General features: G+C 72.3%; 20 protein-coding genes. 10 read left to right on the top strand and 10 right to left on the bottom strand.

The annotated features are described in order from the left end of the window. Positions 1-17: 17 nt before the first annotated feature. On the bottom strand, positions 18-878 hold the full coding sequence (locus tag K1J60_RS29995; protein ID WP_220648920.1) for a sirohydrochlorin chelatase: 861 nt from the start codon (positions 876-878) through the stop codon (positions 18-20). A gap of 337 nt (positions 879-1,215) precedes the next feature. On the opposite strand from K1J60_RS29995, the gene K1J60_RS29990 reads away from it, so the two are divergent. Continuing rightward, the gene (locus K1J60_RS29990; RefSeq protein ID WP_052146300.1) at positions 1,216-1,848 is read left to right on the top strand and encodes a SanA/YdcF family protein; all 633 of its coding nucleotides are present in this window, start codon (positions 1,216-1,218) and stop codon (positions 1,846-1,848) included. Positions 1,849-1,874: 26 nt separating this feature from the next. On the opposite strand, the gene K1J60_RS29985 is transcribed toward K1J60_RS29990, so the two are convergent. Next, the gene (locus K1J60_RS29985) at positions 1,875-2,360 is read right to left on the bottom strand and encodes a hypothetical protein (protein WP_259408332.1); all 486 of its coding nucleotides are present in this window, start codon (positions 2,358-2,360) and stop codon (positions 1,875-1,877) included. Positions 2,361-2,655: 295 nt separating this feature from the next. On the opposite strand from K1J60_RS29985, the gene K1J60_RS29980 reads away from it, so the two are divergent. Continuing rightward, complete coding sequence (locus tag K1J60_RS29980) at positions 2,656-4,770, top strand: molybdopterin oxidoreductase family protein (RefSeq protein ID WP_220648918.1); 2,115 nt, start codon at positions 2,656-2,658, stop codon at positions 4,768-4,770. Between the two features lie 122 nt (positions 4,771-4,892). Here K1J60_RS29980 and K1J60_RS29975 read toward each other — a convergent pair whose 3' ends face one another. Continuing rightward, positions 4,893-5,360, bottom strand: coding sequence for a GAF domain-containing protein (locus K1J60_RS29975; RefSeq protein WP_220648917.1), 468 nt, complete (start codon positions 5,358-5,360; stop codon positions 4,893-4,895). Positions 5,361-5,595: 235 nt separating this feature from the next. Between K1J60_RS29975 and K1J60_RS29970 the strand changes: the two genes are divergently transcribed. Further along, positions 5,596-7,938, top strand: a complete 2,343-nt coding sequence (locus K1J60_RS29970) for an alpha-galactosidase (RefSeq protein WP_220648916.1) — start codon at positions 5,596-5,598, stop codon at positions 7,936-7,938. Here the strand turns inward: K1J60_RS29970 and K1J60_RS29965 are convergent. After that, a complete protein-coding gene (locus K1J60_RS29965; RefSeq protein ID WP_220648915.1) occupies positions 7,885-8,346 on the bottom strand; it encodes a gamma-glutamylcyclotransferase family protein in 462 nt (153 codons plus the stop codon). The genes K1J60_RS29970 and K1J60_RS29965 overlap by 54 nt on opposite strands. Before the next feature lie 190 nt (positions 8,347-8,536). On the opposite strand from K1J60_RS29965, the gene K1J60_RS29960 reads away from it, so the two are divergent. Continuing rightward, a complete protein-coding gene (locus tag K1J60_RS29960; protein ID WP_220648914.1) occupies positions 8,537-10,180 on the top strand; it encodes a M4 family metallopeptidase in 1,644 nt (547 codons plus the stop codon). 118 nt (positions 10,181-10,298) lie between these two features. Here K1J60_RS29960 and K1J60_RS29955 read toward each other — a convergent pair whose 3' ends face one another. The 4 genes from K1J60_RS29955 to K1J60_RS29940 all read right to left on the bottom strand — a co-directional run bounded on the left by K1J60_RS29955 (position 10,299) and on the right by K1J60_RS29940 (position 13,297). Next, complete coding sequence (locus K1J60_RS29955; protein ID WP_220648913.1) at positions 10,299-10,724, bottom strand: hypothetical protein; 426 nt, start codon at positions 10,722-10,724, stop codon at positions 10,299-10,301. A gap of 38 nt (positions 10,725-10,762) precedes the next feature. Continuing rightward, on the bottom strand, positions 10,763-11,635 hold the full coding sequence (locus K1J60_RS29950) for a TIGR03943 family putative permease subunit (protein ID WP_220648912.1): 873 nt from the start codon (positions 11,633-11,635) through the stop codon (positions 10,763-10,765). Continuing rightward, on the bottom strand, positions 11,632-12,735 hold the full coding sequence (locus tag K1J60_RS29945; protein WP_220648911.1) for a permease: 1,104 nt from the start codon (positions 12,733-12,735) through the stop codon (positions 11,632-11,634). The genes K1J60_RS29950 and K1J60_RS29945 overlap by 4 nt, the downstream gene beginning before the upstream one ends. A gap of 121 nt (positions 12,736-12,856) precedes the next feature. Then, on the bottom strand, positions 12,857-13,297 hold the full coding sequence (locus K1J60_RS29940; RefSeq protein WP_259407980.1) for an SsgA family sporulation/cell division regulator: 441 nt from the start codon (positions 13,295-13,297) through the stop codon (positions 12,857-12,859). A gap of 324 nt (positions 13,298-13,621) precedes the next feature. On the opposite strand from K1J60_RS29940, the gene K1J60_RS29935 reads away from it, so the two are divergent. Next, on the top strand, positions 13,622-15,022 hold the full coding sequence (locus tag K1J60_RS29935) for a sigma-70 family RNA polymerase sigma factor (protein WP_259407979.1): 1,401 nt from the start codon (positions 13,622-13,624) through the stop codon (positions 15,020-15,022). A gap of 555 nt (positions 15,023-15,577) precedes the next feature. Here K1J60_RS29935 and K1J60_RS29930 read toward each other — a convergent pair. Continuing rightward, a complete protein-coding gene (locus K1J60_RS29930) occupies positions 15,578-16,279 on the bottom strand; it encodes an NADPH-dependent FMN reductase (protein WP_220648910.1) in 702 nt (233 codons plus the stop codon). A 312-nt stretch (positions 16,280-16,591) separates the two neighbouring features. Here K1J60_RS29930 and K1J60_RS29925 point away from each other — a divergent pair, with 312 nt between their 5' ends. From K1J60_RS29925 to nirD, 5 genes are all read left to right on the top strand, one after another. Further along, the gene (locus K1J60_RS29925; protein ID WP_220648909.1) at positions 16,592-17,119 is read left to right on the top strand and encodes a hypothetical protein; all 528 of its coding nucleotides are present in this window, start codon (positions 16,592-16,594) and stop codon (positions 17,117-17,119) included. A 146-nt stretch (positions 17,120-17,265) separates the two neighbouring features. Beyond that, complete coding sequence (locus tag K1J60_RS29920) at positions 17,266-18,024, top strand: class F sortase (protein ID WP_220648908.1); 759 nt, start codon at positions 17,266-17,268, stop codon at positions 18,022-18,024. A gap of 373 nt (positions 18,025-18,397) precedes the next feature. After that, complete coding sequence (locus K1J60_RS29915) at positions 18,398-19,615, top strand: NAD(P)/FAD-dependent oxidoreductase (protein ID WP_220648907.1); 1,218 nt, start codon at positions 18,398-18,400, stop codon at positions 19,613-19,615. Then, complete coding sequence (gene nirB / locus K1J60_RS29910; RefSeq protein WP_220648906.1) at positions 19,616-22,219, top strand: nitrite reductase large subunit NirB; 2,604 nt, start codon at positions 19,616-19,618, stop codon at positions 22,217-22,219. Then, positions 22,216-22,566 (top strand): nitrite reductase small subunit NirD, encoded by a 351-nt coding sequence (gene nirD / locus K1J60_RS29905; RefSeq protein WP_220648905.1) that lies wholly within the window; start codon positions 22,216-22,218, stop codon positions 22,564-22,566. Before nirB ends, nirD begins: the two co-directional genes overlap by 4 nt. 118 nt (positions 22,567-22,684) lie before the next feature. Here nirD and K1J60_RS29900 read toward each other — a convergent pair whose 3' ends face one another. Beyond that, entirely contained in the window at positions 22,685-23,617 is a 933-nt protein-coding gene (locus K1J60_RS29900; protein ID WP_220648904.1) for an oxidoreductase, read from the bottom strand. Positions 23,618-23,670: the final 53 nt, after the last annotated feature.

Below are 23,670 nucleotides of genomic sequence, written 5' to 3'. Positions count from 1 at the left end.
GTCCGGCTCCCAGGGCCCTAGGCCGACGCCAGCGCCGGCAGGGTCTTCGTCCCGGTCGTCAGGGACTCGTCGTAGCGGTGCAGGATCAGGCTCGCCATCGACGGGTGGGCGCCCAGGGGGGCCGCGGTGATGCCCGGGGCCGCCTCGGCGCATTCCCTCGCGAAGCGGCCCGGGGCCGTGAAGTAGGAGGCGACGGCGATGTCGGTGTGGCCCGCGGCGGTGAGGGTGCGGACGGCTTCGGGGACGGTGGGGGCCGCGGCGGAGGCGTAGGCGGGCAGGACCGGGACGCCCAGGCGGTCGGCGAGGAGGCGGGCCGTGCGGCCGGTGTCCAGGGCGGCCTCGGGGTCGCGGGAGCCGGCGGCGGCCAGGACGACCGCGCTCCTGCGGCGCCGGGCCGCGCTCGTCCGGGTGCGCCAGCCGGCCTCGACGAGGCGGGAGCGCAGGGTCTCGACGAGGAGGGGGTGCGGGCCGAGGGGGGCGGCCAGTCGGGTGCGTGCCTCGGCGGCAGCGGCCATCTCGGGGATGTCCTGCTTGACGTGGTAGCCGCGGCTGAGGAGGAGGGGGACGAGCACCGCTTCCCGGTCGCCGAGGGCGGCGAGGGTGTCGGGGAGCAGGGGCTCGTTCAGTTCGATGTGGCCGAGGTGCACGGCGAGGCCGGGGCGCTGCTCGCGGACGCGCTCCATGAGGGTGCGTACGGTCGCCAGGGCGCGCGGGTCGCGGCTGCCGTGTGCGACCAGGACGAGCGCCGGCGGGGCGGGGCGCCGGGTTCCGTCGCGGGAGACGAGGCTGAGCTGCGTGGCCAGCTGGTCACTGATCAGGTTCATGATGTGCGCCGTACTGTCGAGGTCCGCGTTCGACTTGCTCGTCGTCGCCGTCATGCACCGATGGTGCCGGGAGGACGTTGCCTCCCCGTTGCACGGTGGTGACGGGTGTTTTCCGGCACTTCACCGTGCGCGGTACGGGCCTGTGAACCTCCGTGACCTGGCATTTCGACTCGTTCGAGTGAAGCTTGTCACGCTGGGCGGTGAACCGGATCTCCGCGGCTGACGTCTTCGTTGGTCGGAAGGACGGGCGCGGACGGGCCCGCCGGAAACAAGCAGGACACATGAGTGGGTCCGAGGGGACGGGGGCGCCGTGAGGCGTATCAGGCGGGTCGCGCGCGCCGTTCGGCTGCCGCGTACGCGGGCGGGGCGGCGGCGGGCCGTGCAGGCGGTGATGCTGCTGTGCGTGCTGGCGCTGCTGCCCTCGACCTGGATGTTCACGGCGGCCGGCGACCGGCTGCGGACCACGGCCGACGCGCCGCGCACGGAGGTCGCGGTGGTCTTCGGCGCCGGGCTGTGGCAGGGCGAGCCGTCCCCGTATCTGGCCCGCCGGCTGGACGCGGCGGCCGAGTTGTACCGCTCGGGGCGGATCAAGGTGGTCCTGGTCACCGGGGACAACAGCCGCGTGGAGTACGACGAGCCGGACGCGATGCGCGGCTACCTCACCGAGCACGGCGTGCCCGACGACCGGATCGTCAGCGACTACGCCGGGTTCGACACCTGGGACTCCTGCGTCCGCGCCAAGAAGATCTTCGGCGTGGACCGGGCGGTGCTCATCAGCCAGGGCTTCCACATACGCCGGGCGGTCGCGCTGTGCGAGGAGGCGGGCGTCGAGTCGTACGGTGTCGGCGTGCAGGACCGGCACGACGCGACCTGGTACTACGGGGCCACCCGGGAGCTGTTCGCGGCGGGCAAGGCCTCCCTGGACGCCCTGTTCGAGCCGGACCCCCGCTTCCTCGGACCGGAGGAGGCGGGGGTCGAGAAGGCACTCGCGTCGGCCGGGCGGGCGCCCGCGGAAGGGCGCTAGCGCCCCTGCGTAGCGCCCCTGCGCTCCTAGTGCTTGACGGTGCCCCACCAGCCCTGGTCCACGGCGCAGCCCCACTTCTTGCCGGCGGCGGTCTTGCCGTGGACGGTGAAGCGGACCTCGTACGGCTTCTTGCGGTTGGTCATGTAGGCGCTGACGCGCAGACCGGTGGTGCCCTTCTTCTTCAGTGTCCTGGTGTGGACGGTGGCCACCTTCGAGGTCCTCTTGGTGATCTCGCTGTGCTTGGTGGCGGAGGCGTAGGTGAAGGTCAGGTTGACGGGCTTGCTGACGGTCAGGCTGACGTCCTTGAAGCTCGCGCTCTTGCTCTTGTTCTTGAGGGCGAAGTAGAGGCCGCCCTCCACCCGGTTCTTCGAGTCCAGGGTGAAGCCGCCCGGCGAGACGAGCTCGATCGGGCAGCCGGCGGCCTTGGGCGCGGCGGAGGCGGCCCCGGCGAGGCCCAGCTGAGCGGCGGTCAGGGCGCCGACGGCGCCGAGGACGGCGGCGGTGGTGCGCATACGGTTCACGTGGTGGTCCTCTTCCCCCTACGGCCCGGGTGCGGGCCGGGTGACAGGTCGTACGCCACACGGGGCCCGCGGCACGATCCCCGTGTCTGTGGCGCCCGTAGTTCTTAGCACGCGGAGCCCCGACGGGTGGACGGAAAGCAGCGGGGCGACCGCATACGGTGACGGAATCGCGACACGCGGCGGCACGCTTCCTCACGCCGGGCCCGACGCCGCCGGGAGGTCCCCGTGCCGGTCGTGTAACGAGGGGCGTCCCGGCACGTAACACGTGCGACGCACGCTGAGCGGTATGCCGAACTCCGCGACGCCCACCCACTGCCCGTACTGCGCCCTGCAGTGCGGAATGAACCTGACGCCCGGTGCGGACGGGACCGAAGGGGTCGTAGTGGTCACGGAGCGCGCGGACTTCCCGGTGAACCGGGGAGCGCTGTGCGGCAAGGGCCGTACGGCGCCGGCGGTGCTCTCGTCCCGGGTCAGGCTGACCAGTCCCTTGGTCAGGCGGGCGGGCAACCTGGAACCCGCCTCCTGGGACGAGGCACTCGACCGGATCGCCGAGGGGCTCACCCGCACGCGTACGGAACATGGCCCGGACGCGTGCGGAGTGTTCGGCGGCGGCGGGCTGACGAACGAGAAGGCGTATCTGCTCGGCAAGTTCGCGCGGATCGTCCTCGGCACCTCGCAGATCGACTACAACGGCCGTTTCTGCATGTCATCGGCGGCGGCCGCCGGGATGAAGGCGTTCGGGCTGGACCGCGGGCTGCCGTTCCCGCTGGAGGACATCCCGAGGACGGGGTGTGTCGTCCTCGTCGGGTCCAACCTCGCGGAGACCATGCCGCCGGCGCTGCGCTATCTCACCGAGCTGAAGGAGAACGGCGGCAAGCTGATCGTCATCGATCCGCGCCGGACCCGTACGGCCGAACAGGCCGACCTGCACCTGTCCCCGCGCCCCGGCACCGATCTCGCCCTCGCCCTCGGTCTGCTGCACCTGATCGTGGCCGAGGGGCGGACGGACGAGGAGTACATCCGCGAGCGGACCAGCGGGTGGGAGGAGGCGCGGGCGGCGGCCATGGCGCACTGGCCGGAGTACGTGGAACGGATCACGGGGGTGTCCGTTCCCGAACTCCGCGAGGCGGTACGGCTGTTCTGCGAGCCCGAGCACGCCATGGTGCTCACCGCGCGCGGGCCCGAGCAGCAGTCCAAGGGCACCGACACCGTGGGCGCGTGGATCAACCTCACGCTGGCGACGGGCCGCGCCGGACGGCCGCTGTCCGGGTACGGCTGCCTCACCGGGCAGGGCAACGGACAGGGCGGACGCGAGCACGGCCAGAAGGCCGACCAGCTGCCGGGCTACCGCAAGCTGGTCGACCCCGAGGCGAGGCGGCACGTCGCCGAGGTCTGGGGGGTGGACCCCGACAGCCTGCCCGGCCCGGGGCGCAGCGCGTACGAGCTGCTGGACGCGCTCGGCGGTGACATCAAGTCGCTGCTGCTGATGGGCTCCAACCCGGTGGTCTCGGCGCCGCGCGCCGCCCACATCGAGGACCGGATCAGGTCGCTGGACTTCCTCGCGGTGTGCGATGTCGTGCTGTCGGAGACGGCGGAGCTGGCGGACGTGGTGCTGCCGGTGACGCAGTGGGCGGAGGAGACCGGCACGACGACCAATCTGGAGGGCCGGGTGCTGCTGCGGCGGCGCGCGATCACGCCGCCCGACGGGGTCCGCAGCGACCTGGAGGTCATGCACGAGCTGGCCGACCGGCTGGGCGTCGAGAAGGGCTTCTCGACCGACGCCGAGGAGGTCTTCGAGGAGCTGCGCCGGGCGAGCGCGGGTGGGCCCGCCGACTACTCGGGCATCACCTACCGGCGGCTGGCCGAGGAGAACGGGGTGTTCTGGCCCTGCCCCGCGCCGACGACCGAGGTGGGGCCCGCGCCGTCCGTCGAGGTGCACCCCGGGACGCCGCGTCTCTTCCTCGACCGGTTCGCCACGGAGGACGGCCGGGCCCGGTTCGTGCCCGTCTCGCACCGGGCGGCGGCCGAGGAACCGGATGCCGAGTACCCGGTGCTGCTCACCACCGGGCGAGTGGTCGCCCAGTACCAGTCGGGCGCCCAGACCCGGCGGGTCGACGAGCTCAACTCCGCCGCGCCGGGGCCCTTCGTGGAACTGCACCCCCGGCTGGCCGAGCGGCTCGGCGCGGCGGAGGGCGACCCGGTGGCCGTGGTCTCCCGCCGGGGCCGAGCCGTCGCCCCGGCCCGCATCACGACCACCATCCGCCCCGACACGGTCTTCATGCCGTTCCACTGGCCGGGCGAGGGCCGCGCCAACACCCTCACCAACCCCGCCCTCGACCCCACCTCCCGCATGCCGGAGTTCAAGACGTGCGCGGTACGGGTGGAGGTAGTGGGGAAGTAGGGCGGCGAGGACGGGGCGGGGGCCCGCTCCCGAAAGCGGTCGGCTCCTGGGCCGGGTCCTGGGTCGGGTCCTGGGTCGGTTGGGTCGTGGGTGGGCTCGTGGGTCGTCGGTCGGGTCGTGGGTCAGCTGGTGGTCGGGACGGATTTCGCGTCCTCGCCGTACTTCGTCATCTCCTCGTCCGTGAACTCCCTGGGCTCCGCGAAGCCCAGACCGACGACGGCTACGAGCCTCGTGGGATCGTCCGGTGCGAAGACGGGCAGCGTGAGCGAACCCTTGGCGTGCGAGGCGCGGGCCGGCGGGCGGGCGACACCGGACGTGTCGGTCTGCAGGTCACTGATGCCGATCGGCTCCCGGCGCTCGGCGGTGACCCCCGCCATCCCCTTGCCCACCACGACGACGGCCGCGCCGTTCACCACGGCCGCCGGCAGGTTGTGCGCGGCGACGAGCACGATCTCGCCCTCCTGGGCGGGCTCGAACAGATGGACGGAACCGACGAGGCCGCCGTGCCGCTCGACAAACTCGGCCAGCCACGTTTCGACTTCGGGGCGGGCGTTCTTCAGGACGGTCTCGTTCAGGGCGACGGCATTCATGTGGGGGGGGCTCCTCGTGCGCGCTGCGTCGGTGCTGGTGCTGGTGTTGATGCGGGTGCGGGTGCGGGTGCTGATGCTGGTGTGATGATCTGCATGAATACCCCGCGTGCTTGAACATTCATGCTTTCGGATACGTAGATCCTGTGTGGTTGACCCGACGCTTCACAAAGGAAGGGGACAGCGGACGCACAGCCAGCCGTGAACACTTGGGAGCACAGCCGACCCGGGGGATCTCATGCCGCAGCACGACAGTCACCAGTGGACCGACTCGTTCCCGTGGAGCCTCTCCTACCGTTGGGGCCACTCCGCGCTGACCGCCGACTTCGACCTGAGCGGAGACACTCCCCGGCTGCTGGGCGTCCGCCGCCCCGGCGACCCCGAGCCCGGTCCCGAGGAGACCAAGACCGACCCCTCGCTGCCCCTGGTCGACCTGGTCCTGCTCGGTGAGGGCACCGGCTGGTCGAGACCCCGCTTCACCGGCACGGCGATCGGCGCCCGCCTGAAGTACCGCGCTCACCACTCCACTCGCGGCGCCTCACCCGACAACACCGTTGTGGACGCGCCCGGTTCGTCTGCCGACTCCGACGACCACGTGCGGTGGCATCGGCTGACCTTCGAACTCCACGACCCCGCGACCGGGTTGACCGCCTTCGTCGAGTACGCCTCACCGGACGGCACTGCCGTGCTGCGCTCCCGGGTACGGCTGCGCAACGACGGTTCCGAGTCGGTCACCGTACGCTCCCTCGGCAGCCTGCTCCTCGGCGGACTCCCCTCCCCCGACGAACTGTCCGTCTTCCGGGCGCGCAACGACTGGCTCGCGGAGTGCCGTTGGTACTCCGAGCCGCTGCGGGACTCCGTGCCCGACGTCAACCCCGAGGCACACGGCGGCACCGGGCACGCGGCGGCCCGGCTGGCGGGGCGGGGCAGTTGGCCCACCGACGGACACCTCGCGATGGGCGCGCTCCAGCACCGTGGGGACGACCGCGGTTGGTTGTGGCAGATCGAGTCGGCGTCCAGCTGGGTCTGGGAGGCCGGCGAGTCGGCGGGCCGGACGTATCTGGCGCTCGGCGGGCCGACCCACGATGAACACCAGTGGCGCCAAGTCCTGCCACCAGGCGCCGAGTTCACCACGGAGTGGGCCGCCCTCGCCCTCGGCGACCGCTTCGAGGGCGCCCTGGCCGCGCTGACCGCGTACCGCCGTGTCGTACGCCGCCCCCACCCGGACCACACCCGACTTCCGGTGATCTTCAACGACTACATGAACACCCTCATGGGCGACCCCACCACCGAGAAACTGCTCCCGCTGATCGACGCGGCGGCGGAGGTGGGCGCGGAGTACTTCTGCGTGGACGCCGGGTGGTACGACGACGGGGAGAGCGGAGAACGGGAAGGCGGAGAACGGGAAGGCGGAGAAGGGGCGCAGGGAGATGGGGCGCGCGGCGAGGGGTGGGAGGGCGGTGACTCGCCCGGGGGCTGGTGGGACAGCGTCGGGGCCTGGCTGCCCTCGGTCCGGCGGTTTCCCGGTGACGCCGGCATCCAGGTCGTGCTCGACCGGATCCGGGAGCGCGGGATGGTGCCGGGGCTGTGGCTGGAGCCCGAGGTCGTCGGGGTCCGCAGTCCGCTCGCCGCCGAACTGCCCGTCGAGGCCTTCCTCCGCCACGAGGACGGCGCCCGGGTGACCGAACAGGGCCGCCACCAGCTGGACCTGACCCACCCGGCGGCCCGCGCCCATCTGGACGGGACGGTGGACCGCCTGGTCGGTGAGTGGGGCGTCGGCTACCTCAAACTCGACTACAACATCACCACCTCGGCACCGGCCCACCTCGCCCACTCCCGGGCCTGGCTCTCCTGGCTGTCCGCGACCCTGGACCGGCACCCCGGCCTGGTCATCGAGAACTGCGCCTCGGGTGGCATGCGCATGGACGGCGCCTCCCTCGCGGTGGCCCAGCTCCAGTCCACCTCCGACCAGCAGGATCCCCTGCGCTGTCCGCCGATCGCCGCCTCCGCCCCCACCGCCGTGCCGCCGGAACAGGGCGCCGTGTGGGCCTACCCGCAACCGTCCTGCACGGACGAGGAGATCGCCTTCACCCTCGGTTCCGCGCTCCTCGGCCGCGTGCATCTCTCCGGCCACCTGGACCGCATGACGGAGCGTCAACGCGGTCTGGTGCGCGACGCCTTGGACACGTACAAGTCGATCCGGGGCGACCTGCGCACCGCCCTGCCCTGCTGGCCCCTGGGCCTGCCGGGCTGGTCGGACGACTGGATCGCGCTGGGCCTGAGACAGCCGGTGGCGGGCGCGGGCCCGATGTACGTGACGGTCTGGCGCCGCGGCGGAGACGCCGAGCGGTCCTTCACCCCGACCGGATGGGGTCCGGGGGACGTACGGGTGGAGGTCCTGCATCCGAGGGCGACGGCGGCTGCGGCACGGTGGGACGGATCCGAGTTGCGGGTGAGCCTGCCCGCCGCCCCCTCCGTGGTGTTGCTGAGGCTGACACCGGCCAGGCCCTCACCCGGGCACCGGCACTCAACCGCGCAGCCGCCAGTCCCCGCTCTCGATCAGCTTCCCCCTGGCCCGTAGTCCGGCCGCGACGGTCGGGGCGGCGACGTAGACCCAGGCCCGTACGACCGTGCCGTCGGCGAGGGTGGCCGGGCGTTCCACCCGCTCGTAGAGGTTCGCCGGGTCTCCCGGGGCGTACTCCTCCAACTCGTCGAGCGTGCGAAGAAGTTCGGCGTACGTCTCGGGGCGGGCCGCGACGATCTCGCCGCTCACCTCGCCCGCTCCCCCGCGCCCTACCCCTACCCCGTCACCGTCACCGTCACCGTCACCGTCACCGAGGCTCTCCACCGCGTACGGGTAACCGGGGCCGTCGTAGAGCGCCATGCCGCGCATCCGGGCCGGTTCCTCCGCGACGGTGCGGCCGCGCAGGAAGAGGTCGTGGTTGGGCTCGCCGGGGCGGAGGGTGCCGTAGACGAAGAAGGGGAGCACGGCTCTCGTCTCTCCTCTCCAAGGGGGGCGTCGGGACTCTTTGCAGAAACGATTCTCACCCCTCACACATCCCCCCGGCGACGCCCTGGACTGCGCCTGTCATGCCCACTTAAATCTGACGAGGTCCGTGGTCGGCCCCTCGACCACCGTCACCCCACGACCACCGTCACCCCTCGTCCCTGGGAGACAGATGAGCCGGATACGGCACCTCCGACGCCCGCGCCTCGCCACCACCGGCGCCGCGGTCGCGGCCGCCGCGCTGCTGGCCGCGACGCTCACCCCCACTGCCGGGGCCGCCGACAGACCGACCCGAAGCACCGCGATCGCCCATGCCGCCGACGTCCTGCGGGACCGCGCGACGAGCCTCGGGCTCACCCCTGCCCAGGACACCACCGTACGGGACGTGATCGTGGACGCGGACGGCACGCAGCACGTCCGCTACGACCGGACCTACCGCGAACTCCCTGTGCTCGGCGGCGACTTCGTCGTCCATCTCACCCCCGGCGGCGAATTCCGGAGTGCGAACAGGGCGACCACCCGCGCCCTCGACATCCCCGGTGTCACGCCCGCGGTCAAGGCGCCCCGGGCCGCCGACATCGCCGCCGCCGCGCTCCGCGCCGCCAATGTCGGCGAGACGCTGCGCGAGCTGACGTCCAGGCCCCGGCTGGTCGTCGACGCCCTGCACGGCACCCCCCGGCTGGCCTGGCGGACGGACGCGCTCGCCCGGGACGAGGCCGGCAACCCGGTCGCCCGCACGGTCCTCACGGACGCCGCGACGGGCAGGCAGATCGACGCCTGGGACGCGCTGGAGAGCGCCGCGGGCGACGGCGAGTCGCTCTACGGCGGCACGGTCCCGCTGGAGACGACCGCCGCCGGGTCGACGTACCAGCTCAAGGATCCCACCCGTGGCGACACGTACACCGGTGACGCCGCGAACCGGACCGACCTGTGCCTCCTCGGCATCTGCGTCCGGCGCGCCCCCGCGACGCTCTTCACCGACGCCGACAACCACTGGGGCACGGGCACGACCACGGACCGCGCCACGGCGGCCGTCGACGCGCAGTACGGCACCGACACCACCTGGGACTACTACAAGAGCGTCCACGGCCGGAACGGCATCGCCGGCGACGGCCGGGGCTCGTACAACCGCGTCCACTACGGCAACGACTACAACAACGCCTTCTGGGACGACAGTTGCTTCTGCATGACGTACGGCGACGGTGACGGAAACCTGCTCGGCCCGCTCGTCTCGCTGGACGTGGCCGGACATGAGATGACCCACGGCGTCACCTCCGCGACGGCCGACCTGACGTATTCGGGCGAGCCGGGCGGCCTCAACGAGGCGACCTCGGACATATTCGGCACGCTCGTCGAGTTCTTCGCGGGCAACGACTCCGACCCCGGGGACTGGCTCGTCGGCGAGAAGATCGTCCGCTCGGGCTTCGAGAAGCCGGCGCTCCGCTTCATGGACCGGCCCAGCAAGGACGGCTCCTCGGCGGACTGCTGGAGTCCGACGGTGGGGAACCTGGACGTCCACTACTCCTCGGGCGTCGCCAACCACTTCGCGTATCTCCTCGCGGAGGGCAGCGGCACCAGGACCATCGGCGGCGTCGCGCACTCCAGCCCCACCTGCGACGGTTCGACGGTGACCGGCATCGGCAAGGACAAGCTGGGCGCGATCTGGTACCGGGCGCTGACCGTCTACATGACGTCGTCCACGGACTACGCCGGGGCGCGCACGGCCACCCTGAACGCGGCACGGGACCTGTACGGGTCGGGCAGCACGGAGCACGGCGCGGTGGCGGCGGCGTGGAGTGCGGTGGCGGTGGCCTGACGGATCGGCATACGGCGCGCTTCGGCCCGCCGGTGCCTGCCGCGCGGTCGGGAGGGGGCGGGCGGCTAGGTGGGCGCGACGCCGAGGAGCGAGGGGCGAGGGGCGAGGGGCGAGGGCTTCAGCGTCGCGCGTGCCACCACCGGGTGAGGATCTCGACCTTCAGGTCGAACTCCCTGTCCAGGAAGGACGTCGGGGTGCGCAGTGTGGCGCGGCGGCCGTCGGTGGTGTGGAGGGTGATCTGGCGTACTCCGAGGACGCGGCGGACCTCCAGGTGCCGGATGCCGGTCCAGGGGATCCGCCGAATCCGGAGGCCCCGCACCACCAGGGCGTCCTCGGCCAGGGTCACCTCGTCGCCCCGCCGCAGGATCGCGACGACGACGGTGGCGGTCAACGCCGCCGAGACGCACTGCCGCAGCGTGTCGCGCCCCATGGGGTCCGAGGTCAGGGCGAGGGCGGCGTACAGCAGCGCCGTGCCGCCCAGGAGCCCCAGTACGACGGGCAGCACGGACTGGAGGAGGTTCGACCTGTACGTGATCGTTTCCATACGTTTGCGAGTTCCGGGTGAGGGGTCAGTGGTGAGGCTCAGCGGGTGACGGGGAGGGCGTCGGCGTACGCGTTGGGCGGGCGGGGGACCTTCTTGACGGTGTGGGCGTCGAGGGCGGCCTCGGCGGAACTCGTGCCGAGGGTGCCGGAGGGGTGCCAGGTGCCGGTGAGGGTGACCCAGGTGTCGGCGGGCGGGGGCGGCGCGCCGTGGACGCGTACCTTCACGAACTGGGCGTCGGCGGCGCAGCAGCTGAAGATGGCGCGGGTCAGGTACCAGCCCGTGTTCCCGTCGCCTCCACCGTCCTCGGCGGATGCCCCCTTGTCGGGGGTGACGAAGCCCGTCATCTCGACGGTGCGGCCGTCGATGGCCTTGTCGCGGTCCTGCTGCACCCGGCGGGTGAAGTCGGTGAGGGTGATCGGGAGCGGTGAGGTCTTCGGCAGGGGGTCGAAGTCGTCCTGGTCCGTGACCGCCACCGCCTTGGGTGCCTCCCGGGAGGCGGTGTACGCGCCGATGGCCGGCGGGGCGTAGAAGAGCAGGCTCAGCGCGGGGAGAAGCAGGAGCCAGGCGACTCGGGGCGGGGTGGAATGGTCGTGACCGTGGTCGTGGTCGTTGTCGTTGCCATGACCGTGGTCGTCGTGGTCGTCGTTTTCGACTTCGGCTTCGGCTTCGGGTTCGGGTTCGGGTTCGGGTTCGGGTTCGGTGCCGATGTCCGTCGTGGAGTCTGCTCCGCTCGGTCTCCACAGGGACCATGCCTCCATCGCGCCCAGTGCGAGCAGCAGCGCGCCCGAGGCCACGAGGAGGGGGTGCATGCCCTGCTTGACGTATCTCAGGTAGTCGTCGGTGACGACGGTGGCGTGCAGGAGGCCGAGACCGCTGAGGAGGAGCAGGAGCGCCTGCAGGGGGCGTTTCACAGGAGTACGGCTCCGATCAGCGCGCTGCACAGGATCGCGACGACGACCGTCGCGGCGGAGAAACGGACCGCGAAGGCCCGGCCGAAGGTGCCCGTCTGCAGGGCGATCAGCTTCAGGTCGACCATGGGGCCGACCACCATGAAGGTCAGCCGCGCGGTGGGTGAGAACCCGGTGAGGGAGGCGGCGACGAAGGCGTCCGCCTCCGAGCACACCGAGAGGAGGATGGCGAGCGCGGCGAGGAACAGGACCGACAGCCAGGGCGAGTCGGCGAACGTGTCGAGCACGGTGCGCGGGACGAGCACATTGAACGTGGCCGCCGCCATCGCGCCGACGACGAGGAAGCCGCCCGCGTGCAGGAAGTCGTGCTGGAAACCGGTCCGGAACTCGTTCCAGCGGCTCTGCCCGGGCCGGTGTCCCGTGTGCCGCGCGACCGGCTTGAGCCACTCGGCGCGCCCCAGCCAGAGCCAGAGCCACCCCATCGCGGCGGCGGTGACGAGGGACGCGAGCAGCCGGGCCGCCACCATCGCGGGGCTGCCGGGGAAGGCGATGGCCGTGGCGGTCAGGACGATCGGGTTGATGGCGGGGGCGGAGAGGAGGAACGCGAACGCCGCGGCCGGGTCGACTCCCCGGCGGATCAGGCTCTGCGCGACCGGCACCGAGGCGCACTCACAGCCCGGCAGCACGACCCCGGCGGCACCGGCGACCGGGACCGCGAGCGCCGGCCTGCTCGGCAGCAGCCGGGTGAACACCCGCGCCGGGACGAAGGCGTTGATGGCACCCGAGAGGGCCGTCCCGAGCAGCAGGAAGGGCAGCGCCTGCACGGTGATGGAGAGGCAGACGGTCCGCCACGCCTGCACCGCCGGCTCCTCCATCCACCGCCCCACCCCGAACAGCACGACACCGGGGAGGACGGCCGCGCCCAGGAGCAGCAGGGGCCAGTGGCGGGGCCAGGCGTGTCCAGGCTGGTCGAAGTCATCGGCCTCCGCCGCGGCGAGGGCCGCTTCGGCGGTGGCGCTGTGCTTGGTGCCGTGCGTGGTGCCGCTCGTGGTGCTGTTGTGCGTGGTGCTGTTGTGCGTGGTGCTGTTCGTGGTCCTGCTCACCGCCTCGCTCACGGTCTTGCCCCCAGCCCGGCCCGGCCGGCCGGTCCCTCTGTCTTCTGCATGCCCACTCCGAACATCCGGACGATCGGATCGAACATAGCGGGCGCCGCGGGCTGACGCCTCAGACCCCACCCAGCAGGGACGTGAGACCGGCGTCGAGCGCCGAGTCCAGGTCTTCGCCGCCGAGCGCGACGACGGCGTACGAGCGGTGCAGGAAGCGGCGGAGCGAGGGCGTGTCGAAACGGATCATGGCCATGCCGTGCGGCGAGTGGAGTTCCACGACGGTGTGCGCCGGGCCGCAGGGCCACAGATGTACGTCGCCGATCCCGGCCGGGGCGGTCAGGCCCTCCGCCAGGAGCGTGCGGGCGAACGCCCACGTCACGTCCGCGTCGTCGGCGGAGGCACCGGACGGGAAGTCGATGTGCACGGCGAAAGGGTCGTCAGGGGTGTAGCGCAGGGTGGTGCGTACCGGGATCTCGTCGTAGGAGGGGGTGATCAGGCGGGCGCGTGCGCTCTGTTCGAGGGCGGGCGGTGTGGGGCGGGCGGGCCGGGCGTGGGGCATGGGCGGTCTCCAGTTGGGGCGCTTCCGGTGCTTCAGGTGCATCAGGTGCTTTAGGTGCATCAGGTGCTTCAGGCGCATGAGCTTCTTCACGTGGTTCGGGCTCTTCGGATGCTCGGATGCCGCGCGTTCATGCGTGCGTCAGATGTTTCTTCGGGCGGATCACCCTGTCGACCGCGCCAAGCCCCCATGTATTACGCCGCTTTCGAAGTTACCCGCTGTGACGCGTGTCACTTTGTGTGATTACTTGAGATTTTTGTCATCTCGACATACAAAATCATCCTCACCTCCCATCCCATCAGCAGGCGACTGGAGAGCGTTCCCGCCATGACCGACGGCCCGTCCGGGTCCGCGACCGCCGCGTACACCCGGATCTACGAGGAACAGCATCCGCGCCTCGTCGCGTACGCCCGCTCCCTCACCCGGAACTCCTGGACCGCCGAGGACCTCGTCGCCGAGGCGCACTTCCGTGTGTGGCGGCGGCTCTCCGGGGGCCACGAGATCGACAACGTGCCCGCGTACCTGATGACGACGGTGCGGCATCTCGCGGCGACGGTGGGCTCCACCGCCACGCGGGAGACACCGCTGGATCCGACGGCTCCCGAGCGCGCCGAGGTCGATGTCCGGGTGCCCGACGCCGCCGACCCCGCCGAACAGGTCTCCTCCGTCGATCTGTTGGTACGGGTGCTCGGCCAGCTGCCCGAGCGGTGGGTGCAGGCGCTGTGGCTGGCCGAGGCGGAGGGGCAGCCGCTGGAGACGGTCGGGCGGCGCATCGGCGCGAAGCAGGGCGCGACGGCGGTACTGCTGCACCGGGCGCGCGAGGGGATGCGCCAGGCGTTCCTGCGCGAGCAGCCCGGGGCGCCGATCGACCCGGCGTGCCAGGTGCGTTGGGGGCGTATGCCGGCGTATGTGCGCGGTGCCGCGACCGCTCGGCAGTCCGAGCAACTGCTCAGCCATGTGGACGCGTGCGACGACTGCAGGGCGCGGCTCGCCGTGCTGATGCGCACGAACGACCGGCTGCCCGCGTTCGTCGGTCCGGCTCTGCTGGTGTTCGTCGTGGGTGGCGGCGGGGGCAAGGTGCTGATGGCCCTCACGGGAGGCTCCGCCGGTACGGCCGCGGCGTTCGGTTCGGCGGGCGGGCACGGGGGTGGCCAGTTGCTGCACGCCGTGCGGCAGGCGGCGAGCGGGCCGGGCGGCGTGGGTGCGGTGAAGGTGCCCACCGTCGCGGCGGTCGGCGCGGCCGTGGCTGCCGCCGCCGTCGTGACCGGCATCGTTCTCGGGCCCCTCGACTCGGGGGCGGGTCCCGCGCAGCGGGTACCGGTCGCGCAGGCGCCCGCACCGCATCGGCCCGAGGCCCCGACCCCCGATGTCGTCGAGCGCCGGGGGGCGGTCACGGACGTGGTGGTCTCGCCTCGCGTCGAGGGTGACGGCGGGGCCGTGGAGGAGCGGAGGGTTCGCGGGGCGGACGAGGACGAGGACGAGGTGGGGCTGGGGAGCGGGGACGTCGACGGTGGTGGGGGCGCCGGGGCCGGCGCCGGTGAGGGCGGGGGCGAGCCGGGGGTGACTGCTCCTGAATCGCCAGGGGGTGAGGAAGCGGGGGCGGGGAGCCCGGGGGCGAGGAACCGGGATATGACGTGCCGACGGGCGAGGATCCGCATGTCGAGGAACCGGCGCCCGAGGGGCCGGGGCCTACGGAGCCGGCTGGGCCTGCGGTGGAGCCGCCCGTAGAGGAGGCCCCGCCCGTGGCCGAGCCACCCGCGGAGGAGGCCCCGCCCGTGGCCGAGCCACCCGCGGAGGAGGCTCCGCCCGTGGCCGAAGTTCCGCCTGTGACGGAGCCACCTCTGGAAGAGGCTCCGCCCGCCGTGGAACCACCCGTGGAAGAGGGCCCACCTCCGGTCGAGCCACCCGCCGAGGAGGCACCACCCGTGGCGGAACCGCCCGCGGAAGAAGCCCCACCCGCGGAAGAGGGCCCACCTCCGGTCGAGCCACCCGCCGAGGAGGCACCACCCGTGGTCGAAGCCCCGCCCGTGGTGGAGCCACCCGTGGAAGAGGCCCCGCCCGCCGTGGAACCACCCGCCGACGACACCCCGCCCGTCGAGGACGTGCCCGGTCCCCCGGATGTGGTTGCGCCCGGGGCCGACGATCCCGCGCCGCCGGAGGGTCCGGGGGGTGGGTCCGGGGGGCCCGGAGGCGGTTGTTGATGTGGGGGTCGGGCGGGGGGTGTAGTGCGGGGTCGCGTGTGATTGCTCGCGCCGTTCCCCGCGCCCTCCCAGGGGCCGGCCCTCAATCCCCGTACGGGCGCCTCTCCTTCGCCTCGCGCAAGGCCTGACCCCACCAGGACAGTTGGTCCAGCATCACCTGGGCCGCCTTGTTCGGAGCGGTCGGCTCGCGGAGGCGGCCGGTGTCGTCGAAGGCGGTGTGGGCGTTGTGGAAGGACACCGTGTCCCGGACCGTGGTGGCGTGGAGTTCGGCGAAGACCTGACGGAGGTGCTCGGCCGCGCGAAGGCCCCCTGAGATGCCTCCGTAGGAGACCAGGGCCACCGGCTTGGCCCGCCACTCGTGGTAGTGCCAGTCGATGAGGTTCTTCAGGGCCGCCGGGTACGAGTGGTTGTACTCGGGGGTCACGACGATGAACGCCTCCGCCTCCGCCAGCTTCGGGGTGATCTCGGCCAGCCGGGCCGCGACCTCGGCGGTCGGCGCGAACGTCGTCGGCAGGTCGGCCTCCGCGACGTCCACCACGTCGACCTCGAAGCCGTCGTGCTCCCGGACCCGGCCCAGCAACCAGTCGGCGATCACCGACCCGAAGCGGCCGGTGCGGTTGCTGCCGATGACCAGCGTCACCCGCACAGGGGTGGCGGAGGAGGGCGCGGAGTCGGTGGCGGGGGTGGAGGAGGGATCGGGCGCCGGGTCAGTATCCGTGTGGGTCTGGGTCTGGGTCTGGGTCTGGGTCTGGGTACCGGTGTGGGTGTTCGTGGCGGTCTTCATGGCCATCAGCGTGGTACCTCAACTTTGCTTGAGGTCAAGCCGCGTCCGACCTCGCCGATCCCCCCTCCCGGCAGGCCGCGCCGCCGCCCCCGGTCACCCGTTCACACCCCCACCGGTCGCCCAGCGCGTCCCTTCTCTCCGCACCCCCCGCAATCACCCCCCATGACCTGGCCAAACACCCGCCGTCCCGTCTTCCCCCGCCCGCCCCCTGACACCCATTCACCTCATTTCTGACGCTTCATCAGGAAGCGCGCGGGCCGGAAAGGCACTTACCTCGGAAGGGAACGGAGGACTCTCGGAGGAGGCAGCACGATGCGACGTTCCGCCCGGCCGATCACCACGACCGCGCTCGCCCTCACCTTCGCGGCCCTCGCCACCACGCCCGCGTACGGCGGGGCGGGCACCGGACGGCTCGAACTGTCCCCCGCCGGTGTCGTCCCCGGCGACGAGGTCACCGTCCGCACGGCGGCCTGCGGCGCGGACGGTACCGCGACGGGGGACGCCAGCGCCGTCGGCGCCGGCTCCTTCCCGCTCGCACCCGGCGCCGGGCAGGAGCGGCTCGGCGGGCGGTTCGAGGTACCGCCGAGCGCGCAGCCGGGGACGTACGAGATCGTCGCGACCTGCGCCGACGGCAAACCGGTCACCGGCGACCTGGTGGTCTCCCTCACCGGCACGCGGACCGGGCAGCCGACGTATCCGAGGGGAAGTGTGAAGACGGGGGTCGGTGGCGCACTCGGTCCCGACCCCGTGCAGACCGCGGCGGGTGTGGCGGCCCTGGCCGTCGCCGCCGCGGGCGGTACCTGGCTCCTGCATCGCCGGGCGAGAGGCGACGGGATCTGACGGACACCCTCCGCCGTCCGTCCGCCGGTACCGCCGTCCCCTCCTCCCCTCCGGGCCCACGCCCCTCGGCCCGGAGGGGAGGAACAAGGGGACACCAGCTCGCGGCACGTCCCACGGGGCGCCCGTCGGCCCATGAGGAGGTTTCTGTGCGTCGGCTCGCCAATGCCGTCATAGCCGGGGTCACCGTGGTGGCCCTCTGTTCGGGCGCGTGGCTGCTGCACACCGGCACCGCGTCGCACGCGCCGCCGCAGCCGTCGGCCGCGCAGGCCCACAGCCGATCGGACGGCGCGTCGGGGACGTCGGGCAGGTGGAGCGACCCGGGGCACGACGGCCCGGCGGCCGTCGCGCTGCCGCCTTCCCCGCCCGTTCGGATCCGCATCCCCTCCCTCCGTGTCGACGCGCCGCTCATGGGGCTCGGTCTGACGCCCACCGGCAGCCTCGACGTCCCGCCCGCCGAGAAGAAGAATCTCGCGGGCTGGTACGAGGCCGGCACGACCCCGGGTGAGCGGGGCACCGCGATCGTCGCCGGGCATGTGGACAACGCCGACGGCGCCGCCGTCTTCTACCGCCTCGGCGCGCTGCGGCGGGGCGCCACCATCGAGCTGGACCGGCGGGACGGCGGTGCCGCCCTGTTCACGGTGGACGCGGTGGAGGTGTACGACGCGCGGAACTTCCCCGACGAGAAGGTGTACGGGGCCGCGCCGAGGCCCGAGCTGCGGGTCATCACCTGCGGCGGCGGATACTCGCGGACGACCGGCTACCAGGGAAACGTGGTCGTCTTCGCCCACCTCACCGGCAGCCGCGCCACCAAGTCGTCACAGACACAGACACCGACACAGACACCGTCACAGACACAGACACCGACCCCCGGGGAGCCGACGGGCCGACTGGGCACGGACCGGTAGGACGCGCATCAGCAACCGAGGGCCGGGGGACGAGGCCCGACCAGCGGCGGCCGGCGGCCGCCAGGCGCCACTCCCGCCGCCCCGGCCCGGCCGGGCCGCCCCCCGAATGTTTCGCCACGGCCCCGCCCGACGTGACCTACGGCACCGCGCCCCGGCGCGCCCGTCCCCGCCCGCGCCCCGGCCCGTTCTCCCGTATACGCCCGCATGACCCTCGTATCACCAGGTCAGCAGGGTGAGCCCCGGTGTCCTCACACCCCACCCGGTCCTGACGGAAACCCCTCACACTCCACTCGGGGCCACAGGGAGGGCAGCGTTCCTCGTGGGAAACAGATGCGATGCGGTCGGGTAACACCGGCACCGCACGCTCAAGGACATGACCTCGAATGAGCGTGTGGTGGTGATCGGCTCCGGCCTCGCGGGCGTACGTCTCGCCCGGCGGCTCGGAGAGCTCGGCATGCCCGCCACGCTGGTGGGCGAGGAGGAGCACACACCCTACAACCGGGTGCTGCTCGCCGAGGTGCTGGCCGGGCGGTACGCGCCCGAGGTCATCGCGTTGCCCGCCCCTGCCGAGCTGACGCGCGGCCGGGCGGTCCGTATCGACCGCGAGATGCGAGCCGTACATCTCGCGGACGGTACGGAGATCGCGTACGACAGGCTGGTCCTCGCGACCGGCTCGAACCCGGTGCTGCCGCCGCTGCGCGGCCTCTGGGACCCGGAGCGGCACGAGTTCCCCGACGGGGTGCACGCCTTCCGAACCATGGACGACTGCATGGGCCTGTCCAAGGCCGTACGGCCGGGCGCGCGGGCCGTCGTCATCGGGGGCGGGCTCCTCGGGGTCTCCGCCTCCCGCGCGCTCGCCCTGCGCGGCGCCCAGGTCGTTCTCGCCCAGCAGGGCGAGCGCCTGATGGAACGTCAACTCGACCCGTCCGCCTCGAAGCTGGTCCGGCGGCACCTCGTCGACCTCGGCGTCGAGGTGCACACCGAGACGCGCGTACGTGCCGTGCGCAGTGTCGGCGGGACGGTGCGGTCGGTGTCGATGGCGGACGGGTACACCCTCGACGCCGACCTCGTGGTCATCGCCTGCGGGGTGCACCCCCGCGTGGGCCTCGCCCAGGAGGCGGGACTCGCGGTGCACAAGGGCGTCATCGTCGACGAGGAACTGCGCAGCTCCGACCCGCGCATCCACGCCATCGGCGACTGCGCCCAGTTCGAGGGCACCGTGTACGGACTCGCCACCCCGGCGCTCGAACAGGCCGATGTCCTGGCCGAGTTGCTCGCGGGGAACGCGGAGTCCCGGTACACCGGCACCCGCGCCCTGACCCGGCTGACGCTCGCCGGAGCGGACTTCCTCGACCTCGCCGCGTTCGGCGAGCCCGAGCCGCTGCCCGGTGACGACGTCATCCAGCTGGCCGACGCCACGCGCGGCACCTACCGCAAGGTCGTCGTCCGCGACGACCGCCTGGTCGGCGGAGTGCTCGTCGGCGAACTCGGCACCGTCGGCGCGCTCGCCCGCGCCTGGGAGGGAGCGGAGCCGCTCCCCGCGAACGGCGCTCCCCTGCTCCACCTGCTCACCAACGATGGAGGCTCCTGAATGTCCGCCACCCTGGGGGCCACCCCCACGATCGTGCTCGTCGGCCACGGCATGGTCGGCCAGCGCTTCCTCGAAGCACTCGCCGAGCGCGGCCTGACCGCCACGCACCGCGTCGTCGTGCTCTGCGAGGAGCCGCGCCCGGCGTACGACCGGGTGGCGCTCACCTCGTACTTCGCGGGCAAGACGCCCGAGGACCTGTCGATGACCGACATGGAGTTCATCGAGACGCACGGCATCGAGCTGTTCGTCGGCGACCCGGCCGAGACGATCGACCGTGAGTCGAAGAAGGTCACCGCACGCTCCGGGCAGGTCTTCCAGTACGACATCCTCGTCCTCGCCACCGGCTCGTTCCCCTTCGTGCCGCCGGTCCCGAACAAGGACGCCACGGGCTGCTTCGTCTACCGCACGATCGAGGACCTGCTCGCGATCGAGGAGTACGCGAAGACGGCCGAGGTCGGTGCCGTGGTCGGCGGCGGTCTGCTCGGACTTGAGGCGGCCGGCGCGCTGAAGGGTCTCGGACTCACCTCCCACATCGTGGAGTTCGCGCCCCGGCTGATGCCGGTGCAGGTGGACGACGGCGGTGGTGCCGCGCTGCTGCGCACCATCGAGGACATGGGCCTGTCGGTCCACACCGGGGTGGGCACGCAGGAGATCGTCGTCGGCGAGGACGGCTCGGTCACCGGCATGAAGCTGTCCGACGGCTCCGAACTCGCCACCGACATGGTGGTGTTCTCCGCCGGTGTCCGCCCCCGCGACCAGCTCGCCCGCGACTGCGGTCTGACGGTCGGCGAGCGCGGCGGCATCAGCGTCGACGAGCAGTGCCGGACCGTCAACGACCCGCACGTCTTCGCGATCGGCGAGTGCGCGCTGGCCTCCGACGGCCGGGTGTACGGCCTGGTGGCGCCCGGTTACGAGCAGGCCGAGACGGCCGCCGCGACCATCGCCGCCGACGAGGCCGCCTTCACCGGCGCCGACCTGTCCACCAAGCTGAAGCTCCTCGGCGTCGACGTGGCCTCCTTCGGTGACGCGCACGGCGCGACCGCCGACTGCCTGGACGTCGTGTACTCCGACTCCCGCTCCGGCATCTACAAGAAGCTGGTCATCGGCCGGGGCGGCGAGCTGCTCGGCGGCATCCTGGTCGGTGACGCGGAGGCGTACGGCACGCTGAAGGCCTTCACCGGGTCGGTCCCGCCGGTCTCGCCCGAGTCGCTGGTGCTGCCCGCCGGTGCCGGCGAGTCCGCCCAGCTCGGTCCGACCGCGCTGCCGGACGACGCGATCATCTGCTCCTGCAACAACGTCCGCAAGGGCACGATCCGCGCGGCGGTCACCGACCACCAGTGCACCACGGTGCCCGAGGTGAAGAAGTGCACCAAGGCGGGCACGACCTGCGGTTCCTGCGTCAAGGTCCTCGGCCAGCTCGTCACCGCCGAGCTCGAGGCCAGCGGCGTCGTCGTCGACAAGGGCCTGTGCGGCTGCTTCTCGCAGACCCGCGAGGAGCTGTACGAGATCGTCCTCGCGCTGCGCATCAACACGTACCAGGACCTGCTGGACCGGTACGGCCGCGACGAGGCCAAGGGCGGCGACGGCTGCGAGATCTGCAAGCCCGCGGTCGCCTCGATCATCGCGTCCCTCGCCCCGACCATCGGCGCGAGCGGCTACGTCCTGGAGGGCGAGCAGGCGGCCCTGCAGGACAGCAACGACCACTTCCTGGCCAACCTGCAGAAGAACGGCTCGTACTCGGTCGTCCCGCGCATCCCCGGCGGTGAGATCACCCCCGAGGGCCTGATCGTGATCGGCGAGATCGCCCGCGACTTCGGTCTCTACACGAAGATCACGGGTGGGCAGCGGATCGACATGTTCGGCGCCCGCGTCGAGCAACTGCCCGTCATCTGGACCCGGTTGGTGGACGCCGGCTTCGAGTCGGGCCACGCCTACGGCAAGTCGCTGCGTACGGTGAAGTCCTGCGTCGGCCAGACCTGGTGCCGCTACGGCGTCCAGGACTCGGTCCGCATGGCGATCGACCTGGAGCTGCGCTACCGGGGGCTCAGGTCGCCCCACAAGCTGAAGTCGGCGGTCTCGGGCTGCGCCCGTGAGTGCGCCGAGGCCCAGTCGAAGGACTTCGGCGTCATCGCCACCTCCAACGGCTGGAACCTGTACGTGGGCGGCAACGGCGGCGCCACCCCGCGCCACGCGGACCTGCTGGCCCAGGACCTCTCCGACGCCGAACTGATCAAGCTGATCGACCGTTTCCTGATGTTCTACATCCGCACCGCCGACCGCCTGGAGCGGACCTCGACGTGGCTGGAGCGGATCCCCGGCGGCCTGGACCACATCCGGGACGTGGTCGTGGAGGACTCCCTCGGCATCTGCGAGGAGCTGGAGTCGCTGATGGCGGACCACGTCTCGCACTACGCCGACGAGTGGGCCTCCACCATCAACGACCCCGAGAAGCTCGCCCGGTTCGTGTCCTTCGTCAACGCCCCGGACACCCCGGACCCGGTCGTCGGCTTCGTGCCCGAGCGCGACCAGATCAAGCCCGACCTGCCCCTGCTGTCCATCGGCCTGCGGCCCGCCGATGTCCTGGAAGGAAGCGCCCAGCGATGACCCTCGCCCCCGAGAAGATCGATGTCAAGGTCCAGCTGCGGCTGGCGGACGGCTGGTTCACGGTCTGCGACCTGGCCCTGCTGATCCCGGGCCGCGGCGTGGCCGCCCTGCTCCCCGACGGCAACCAGGCCGCGCTGTTCCTCGACCGCGCGGGCAAGCTGTACGCCATCGACAACCGCGACCCCTTCGGCGGCGCCGCCGTCCTCTCCCGGGGCCTCACCGGCAGCCACCAGGGCCGCCCCTTCGTCGCCTCCCCGCTCCTGAAGCAGCGCTTCGACCTGGAGACCGGGCAGTGCCTGGACGACGAGACGGTACGGATCACGGCGTACGAGGTGCGGGCCGCGTAAGCCCTGGCCCAGCCTCCGGGTGGTCCCGCCCGACCGTCCTCCGCGCGTGGCGCGCAGTCGACCGAACGAAGATACGGTCCTGCGCGCCACGCGCGTTACGCGTTAGGCGCGTTACGCGTCAGGCCTTCAGGCCCTCGTACGTGATCCCGGTGAGTTCTTCCGACGCCGCCCACAGGCGTTCGCCCGCCCGGTCGTTGCGGGTCCAGGAGGCTCGGAGGGAGGGTGCCGGGGTGCCGCGCCACATCACGAAGGACGGGCCGATGAAGGAGTCGGGGCGTACGTCGGGCGCGGTCGCCGCGTAGAGGGTGGGCAGGGCGCCCGCTTCGGCGGACTGGGCGAAGAAGCGGTTGCCGATCCGCATGAAGCGTTCGACGCCCTTGCGGCCCTCGGCGCTGGGTCCGGCCGTCTGGAGGTTGGTGGACGCGTAGCCGGGGTGCGCGGCGGCGGCGATCACCTCCGAGCCGTTTGCCGCCAGGCGGCGGGCCAGCTCGTGCGTGAACAGCAGGTTGGCGGTCTTGGAGCGGCCGTAGGCGAGCCAACGTCCGTACTTGCGCTCGCTGTTGAGGTCGCCGATGTCGATGTTCGCCCGCAGGTGCATCGTGCTGGAGACGGTCACGACGCGGGCGCCGGGGGTGGCGAGCAGGGCCGGCAGGAGCAGACCGGTGAGGGCGAAGTGGCCGAGGTGGTTGGTCCCGAACTGGGTCTCGAAGCCGTCGGCCGTACGGCTCCGCGCCACGGCCATCACACCGGCGTTGTTGACGAGCAGGTCCAGCCGGTCGCTCGCCTGCGCGTAGGCGTGGGCGAACTCCCGTACGGAGCCCAGGTCCCCGAGGTCGAGCCGCATCAACTCGATGTCGCCGTCCGGCACTTCGGCACTCATCCGCTCCAGCGCCGCGGCACCCCGCTCAGCACTCCGGCAGGCGAGGACGACATGGGCGCCCCGGCGGGCGAGCTCCCTTGCGGCGGCGTAGCCGATGCCGCTGTTGGCGCCGGTGACGACGACGGAGCGGCCGTGCTGATCGGGGATGTCGCGCACGTTCCAGCCGGTCATGACGCCGCCTTCCCGAAGGGCTCCTGGGGCGTCTTCCAGCGTAGACCGGGTGG

It is taken from the genome of Streptomyces akebiae, assembly GCF_019599145.1.
GTDB lineage: Bacteria > Actinomycetota > Actinomycetes > Streptomycetales > Streptomycetaceae > Streptomyces > Streptomyces akebiae.
This window is presented reverse-complemented; position numbering and strand designations above follow the sequence as displayed.

Coding starts and splice junctions, on each gene's coding strand:
- K1J60_RS29975 (WP_220648917.1), bottom strand. CDS start 5,360: ATGAATGCCGTCGCCCTGAACGAGACCGTCCTGAAGAACGCCCGCCCC.
- K1J60_RS29960 (WP_220648914.1), top strand. CDS start 8,537: ATGAGCCGGATACGGCACCTCCGACGCCCGCGCCTCGCCACCACCGGC.
- K1J60_RS29925 (WP_220648909.1), top strand. CDS start 16,592: ATGCGACGTTCCGCCCGGCCGATCACCACGACCGCGCTCGCCCTCACC.
- K1J60_RS29985 (WP_259408332.1), bottom strand. CDS start 2,360: ATGCGCACCACCGCCGCCGTCCTCGGCGCCGTCGGCGCCCTGACCGCC.
- nirB (WP_220648906.1), top strand. CDS start 19,616: ATGTCCGCCACCCTGGGGGCCACCCCCACGATCGTGCTCGTCGGCCAC.
- K1J60_RS29990 (WP_052146300.1), top strand. CDS start 1,216: ATGCTGCTGTGCGTGCTGGCGCTGCTGCCCTCGACCTGGATGTTCACG.
- K1J60_RS29930 (WP_220648910.1), bottom strand. CDS start 16,279: ATGAAGACCGCCACGAACACCCACACCGGTACCCAGACCCAGACCCAG.
- K1J60_RS29955 (WP_220648913.1), bottom strand. CDS start 10,724: ATGGAAACGATCACGTACAGGTCGAACCTCCTCCAGTCCGTGCTGCCC.
- K1J60_RS29940 (WP_259407980.1), bottom strand. CDS start 13,297: ATGCCCCACGCCCGGCCCGCCCGCCCCACACCGCCCGCCCTCGAACAG.
- K1J60_RS29995 (WP_220648920.1), bottom strand. CDS start 878: ATGACGGCGACGACGAGCAAGTCGAACGCGGACCTCGACAGTACGGCG.
- K1J60_RS29915 (WP_220648907.1), top strand. CDS start 18,398: ATGACCTCGAATGAGCGTGTGGTGGTGATCGGCTCCGGCCTCGCGGGC.
- K1J60_RS29980 (WP_220648918.1), top strand. CDS start 2,656: ATGCCGAACTCCGCGACGCCCACCCACTGCCCGTACTGCGCCCTGCAG.
- K1J60_RS29900 (WP_220648904.1), bottom strand. CDS start 23,617: ATGACCGGCTGGAACGTGCGCGACATCCCCGATCAGCACGGCCGCTCC.
- K1J60_RS29935 (WP_259407979.1), top strand. CDS start 13,622: ATGACCGACGGCCCGTCCGGGTCCGCGACCGCCGCGTACACCCGGATC.
- nirD (WP_220648905.1), top strand. CDS start 22,216: ATGACCCTCGCCCCCGAGAAGATCGATGTCAAGGTCCAGCTGCGGCTG.
- K1J60_RS29970 (WP_220648916.1), top strand. CDS start 5,596: ATGCCGCAGCACGACAGTCACCAGTGGACCGACTCGTTCCCGTGGAGC.